Raw genomic sequence first — 5,399 nt, 5'->3', positions numbered from 1 at the left:
GCCAAGGGCTGCCCGGTTGCTCGAGGTCCACGGCCGCGGTCGCGTCCAGGAGCATCCGGTCGACTCCCAGCCCTCCCATGACCGCACGCAGGACCGCGATGGCGGAGGTGAGCGAGATGCTGCCGTCGGGCAGCGGGCCCTCGAAAGATCCGCGCTCCGCCACGTAGAGGCACTGCTGAGCGCGCAGCGGGTCTCCGGAGAAGGCGAAGATCCAGGCCGCGGTGATCGCCAGCGGCGGGTAGTCGGCGAGCCCGGCGGAGTCCAGCGCATCCAACCAGCCGCAGACCGTGCGGAGTCGCCCTTCGGCGCAGAACTTGCCTGCATGCCGGTTGACCAGCGTGGCCGCGGTCATGGTGTCCTGGCCGGCGACGGCATGCGCGATGGCCTCCTCGGGCAGGCCTCGCTCCACGTACCATGCGGCCGCGCGCCGGTGCACCCGCAGCTCCTCGCCGGGTTCGCGCCGCCGGAGCTCTGAGAGAAGCATCTCGGCTATCAGGCGGTGATAGCGGTACCACTCGCCGTGCCGGTCCAGCGGCACGACGAACAGGTTGCGGCGGGCGGCGTCGGCGAGCCGGCTGGCGGAGCCGCTGCCGCCCAGCACGTGGTCGCAGAGCGCACCGCACATGTGTCCGAGCGCGGCGGTGCGTAGCAGGAACCGAACGGTTGCCGAAGACTCTCGGGCGAGCAGTTCGTCGCGAACGTAGTCCACGATGAACGGGTCATCACCGGCGATCCCGCCCGCTGTCTCGGCCGCGTCCGATGCGGCCCGGGTGGCCAACGCGGCGAGGTAGACCCCTGCTGGCCATCCCTCGGTGCGCCGGACCAGCGCTCTCAGCGCGTGGTCGGAGCAGTCGACACCTGCCGCCAGGAGAACGACTCGTGCCTCGTCCTCGGTGAACTTCAGGTGGTCAGGGCCGAACTCGACGTACCGGCCTTCGCTGCGCAGGCGGCCGAAGGCAAGCACGAGCCGAGATCCGGCCGCGATGCGGAACCCCGGCGGAAGGCCGGCGGCGAGCGCGCGGACGAAGTTCACCGCCCCTACGGTCTGCAGCTCGTGGGCGTCGTCGAGCACCAGTACTCCCGGTCGCGCCCAGCTCCGCAATGAGGCCAGCAGGTGGGGCAGCGCAACAAGATGTCGTGATCCGTCCCCGTCCGCCAGCGCCCGGAAGACCGCTGGGTCCAGCGGCTCGATTCGGTGCAGTGCGCGGGCAATGCGCCCGGCGAGCCGAACCGGATCCTTGTCCGCCTCCTCGACCGTCACCCAGGTGAAGTCCCGGGCATCTGTAGCCGACCACTGGCCCAACACAGTCGTCTTCCCGTACCCGGCGGGCGCCGCCAGCAGCACGAGCGGAACGTCGTCCGGGGTTGCGGCGAGATGTCTGAGGAGCCTGGTGCGGGCAACCAGACCGTCTCGAAGAATCGGCGCCTGGATCTTGGGCGCACTCTGGGCTACCGCAAGCTTCCCGACGCTGCTCCCGGTCATGAATCCACCCTGCATCGACGCGATGAGGTGTGCACCGCCGGGATCTGGGGCAGCCGGCTAGATCTTACCTTCTCAGCCCGGTAGCCGGCGATTTCAAACAGCACGAGGCGGCACCGGCCGCTGCCGACTGACGACAAGCGCACGTCCGACCCACCGCCCGGCGGGAGCGACTAGAGCCCGCCGGCGGCCCGGTCTCGGTGTCGGCGGATGCACTCGTACCCGAGCCGGCACACGTGGCTCATCCGGTCGGGATGGTGACGTGACGCCGGGCACCAACGACCCTATGGCCATGACGGCGACGGTGCTACTGGCCGGCCAGCAAAGGCGGCTGCTCCGCGCCGCCATCGTGGGCGGTCTGGGCCCTCAGGCCCGAGCCGATCAGCTCCCTGAGCAACAGCAGGACATTCGGCCGGACAGGGGTAGCACGCCGTGGGACGAGCTCAGGGCGGCGGGGAAAGATCGGAATCCGGCGCGGCTGGGCTGCCAAGGAGGATCCGTGACCGAGCGCGGACCGGTACAGATCGTTGTCGTCGGCTTCGCTGGCGACGAGTTCGCCGGTCGGATCCTCCCCGAACTGCGGCGGCTTCGCAGCGGCGAGTTGATTCGCCTCCTCGACGCCATCTTCGTCAGCAAGGACGAGGATGGTTGCCTCACGACGGTGGACGTCCTCGACGCCGGGGGCGGGGAGTGGCCGGAGTTCGGCGAGATCCTCGGTGCGCTCATCGGGTTCGACTCCCATTGCGAGGGCCTCAAGGTGGGAGCCGACGCCGGCACGGCGGATTGCGCCTACGGCTTAGATGCCGGCGAGGCGTGGGCGATTTCGGACGCCATTCCGGCGGACGCTTGCGCTGTGGTGGCACTGATCGAGCATCTCTGGGCCATTCCGCTCCGCGGCGCCGTTACCCGCGGCGGCGGCTTTGCTCTCGAGGACACCTGGCTACATCGTGCCAATCTGGTCGCCGTCGGCGCGCTGACCAGCAACGGCATCGCCTAGATGTTCTGCCCGGGACCGCACGACGCCAATAGCGATCGAGCCTCCTCGGCGGAGAGCCGGTCCAGCTGCCGAAACCTCCCGGCGTCGGGCCGCGGCGGCTAGATTCGGTGGACCGGTCGCCCACGCCCTGGAGGACCCGTGGCAGTCGAGGATTTCGAGGTCGGGCTGGGACGCCGGACGGCGAACTTCGCTGCGCTGACACCGCTGGTGTTCCTCGACTGGAGCGCAGACGTGTATCCCGAGCACCTCGCCGTCGTGCACGGGGCGCGTCGGTACAGCTGGAGGGCGACCCGGGACCGGTGCCGCCGGCTGGCGTCCGCGCTCGCCGCCCGGGGCATCGGACGGGGCGACACCGTGGCGGTCCTGCTCGCGAACACCCCCGAGATGATCGAGGCCCACTTCGGGATCCCTATGACCGGGGCCGTCCTCGTGCCGCTCAACACCCGCCTCGACGCCGCCGGCATCACGTTCATCCTCGAACACTGCGAGGCGAAGGTCCTGCTCGTCGACCGCGCCTTCAGCAGCCTCGCGGCCAGGGCCGTGGCTGCACTGGACCGGCCTCCGACAGTGGTGGACGTCGACGACTCCGAGTACACCGGCCCGGGCGAGCCGATCGGCACCGAGGAGTACGAGTCCCTGCTTGCCTCCGCGGACCCCCGGTACGACCGGGACGAGCCTGCCGACGAGTGGCAGGCCATCTCCCTGAACTACACCTCGGGCACCACGGGCGACCCGAAAGGCGTCGTCGTGCACCACCGCGGCGCTCACCTCAACGCCGTGGGGAACATCCTCACCTGGGACATGCCGAGGCACAGCGTGTACCTGTGGACGCTGCCGATGTTCCACTGCAACGGTTGGTGCTTCCCCTGGACGATGGCGGCGAACGCCGGAACGAACGTCTGCCTGCGGGCGGTGGAGGCCGCGGCGATCTACCGGCTGATCGCCGAGCACCGGGTCACCCACTACTGCGGCGCCCCGATCGTCCACAACCTGCTCATCGACGCCCCGCCCGAACTGCGGGCGACGCTCGACCACGAGCTCCATGCGATGATCGCGGCCGCGCCACCGCCGGCGCGCACCTTCGAGGGCGCCGAACGGCTCGGGATCGATCTCACCCACGTCTACGGGCTGACCGAGGTCTACGGGCCTGCCACCGTGTGCGCCAAGCACGCCGCCTGGGCGGACCTGGACGGCCCGACCCGCGCGCGGCGCAACGGGCGCCAGGGCGTCCGCTACCTGCTCGAGGACAGGGTCACCGTTATCGACCACGAGAGCGGCGACGAGGTGCCCGCGGACGGCGAGACAGTCGGCGAGATCGTCTTCCGCGGCAACATCACGATGATGGGGTACTTCAAGAACCCTTCGGCCACGGAGAGGGCCTTCGCCGGCGGCTGGTTCCACTCCGGAGACCTGGCGGTGCGGGAACCGGACGGCTACGTGAAGATCAAGGATCGGGCCAAGGACGTCATCATCTCCGGCGGCGAGAACATCTCGTCGGTGGAGGTCGAGGAGGCGCTCGACCGCCACCCCGCGGTCGCCTTCGTGGGAGTCGTCGCGCAGCCCGACGAGAAGTGGGGCGAGACGCCGTGCGCCTACGTGGAGTTGCAGCCGGGAGCGTCGGTATCGGAGGCCGAGCTGATCGAGCACTGCCGGCGACTGCTGCCGGGCTTCAAGGTGCCGCGCACGGTGGTCTTCACCGAGATTCCGAAAACCTCGACAGGCAAGATCCAGAAGCATGTCCTGCGCCAACGTTCCCGCTCGACGGCAGCGATCGAGTAGGCCGATCGAGCAGGCGATCGAGGAGGGAGCACGTCATGGTCGAGACCGTACGAACGCCCGGGACGACGAGCGAGGTCGGGCAGGGACGGGCCTCGGTCCGGCGGGACGTCGCGGACGGGATCGTCCGGCTCACCCTCACCCGCGGCGACCGCTACAACCCGCTGTCGCGCGACATGATCGCCGCGCTGCAGGCGGAGCTCGACGCGCTGGCCGAGGACGGCACGGCGCGCGTGGTCGTCCTCGCGGCGGAGGGCCGCGGATTCTGCGCGGGGCACGACATGGCCGAGATGCGCGCACACACGGACGATCCGGTCTGGCAGAACACCCTGTTCGCCGAGTGCAACCACCTGATGATCACTCTGAACAGGATCCCCCAGCCCGTGATCGCCCGGGTGCACGGCATCGCGACGGCTGCCGGCTGCCAGCTCGTGTCGATGTGCGATCTTGCCGTGGCGGCTGCCACCGCCCGCTTCGCGCTACCGGGCGTCAACGTCGGCGTATTCTGCTCGACACCGGCAGTCGGCGTCGTGCGCAACGTGGCCCGCAAGCGCGTCATGGAGCTGCTGCTGACGGGCGATCCGATCGATGCGGCGACCGCGCGCGACTGGGGACTCGTCAATCGCGTGGTTGCGGCCACCGAGCTCGACGATGCCGTCCGGGCGCTCACCGACCGGATCGTGGCGCGGAGCGCCTCGGTGATCGCCCTCGGCAAGCGGGCGTTCTACGCGCAGGTCGACTGCACGCTCGGCGACGCGTATGCAGTGACGTCCGGGGCGATGACTCGCAATCTCGCTGACCCTGACGCAGGCGAGGGTATCGACGCGTTCCTCGAGAAGCGTCCGGCGAACTGGCGCTCGAGCCGGTAGCGCTGGCGCGCGCGGGCACGAGCGGACGAACCCGGCGTGCCACGGCGCGGCGATTTGCATTGCCAATCGGCGCGCCCATCCGGATAATCCGCGCCTGACCGAAGGAGACCGGATCGGCGCCCGATGCGCAACGTCCGACGTGCGATGGCAAACGACACGATACTCGAAACGCGCGGGCTTACGAAGGAGTTCAAGGGCTTCGTCGCCGTCAACGAGGTGAGCCTGGCGGTGACGCGCGGAACGATCCACGCGCTGATCGGCCCGAACGGTGCCGGGA

3 protein-coding genes and 2 pseudogenes are annotated in these 5,399 nt (G+C 69.8%); 4 read left to right on the top strand and 1 reads right to left on the bottom strand.

Going from position 1 to position 5,399, the window contains the following annotated elements; genetic code table 11:
* Positions 1-1,483: pseudogene (locus tag VN779_RS26350) on the bottom strand (hypothetical protein); the annotation flags it as partial.
* Positions 1,484-1,979: 496 nt separating this feature from the next.
* Between VN779_RS26350 and VN779_RS26345 the strand changes: the two are divergent.
* From VN779_RS26345 to VN779_RS26330, 4 genes and pseudogenes are all read left to right on the top strand, one after another.
* A complete protein-coding gene (locus VN779_RS26345; RefSeq protein ID WP_325720998.1) occupies positions 1,980-2,477 on the top strand; it encodes a DUF6325 family protein in 498 nt (165 codons plus the stop codon).
* A gap of 138 nt (positions 2,478-2,615) precedes the next feature.
* Complete coding sequence (locus VN779_RS26340) at positions 2,616-4,256, top strand: acyl-CoA synthetase (RefSeq protein ID WP_325720996.1); 1,641 nt, start codon at positions 2,616-2,618, stop codon at positions 4,254-4,256.
* A gap of 35 nt (positions 4,257-4,291) precedes the next feature.
* Positions 4,292-5,122 (top strand): enoyl-CoA hydratase, encoded by an 831-nt coding sequence (locus VN779_RS26335; protein WP_325720992.1) that lies wholly within the window; start codon positions 4,292-4,294, stop codon positions 5,120-5,122.
* 144 nt (positions 5,123-5,266) lie between these two features.
* Positions 5,267-5,399, top strand: a pseudogene (locus tag VN779_RS26330) (ABC transporter ATP-binding protein); the annotation flags it as partial.

The organism is Actinocrinis sp., from assembly GCF_035605935.1.
Taxonomy (GTDB): Bacteria; Actinomycetota; Actinomycetes; order Streptomycetales; family Catenulisporaceae; genus Actinocrinis.
Note: the sequence above shows the minus strand (reverse complement) of the source record. Positions and strands in the feature narration are given on the sequence as shown.

Coding starts and splice junctions, on each gene's coding strand:
- VN779_RS26335 (WP_325720992.1), top strand. CDS start 4,292: ATGGTCGAGACCGTACGAACGCCCGGGACGACGAGCGAGGTCGGGCAG.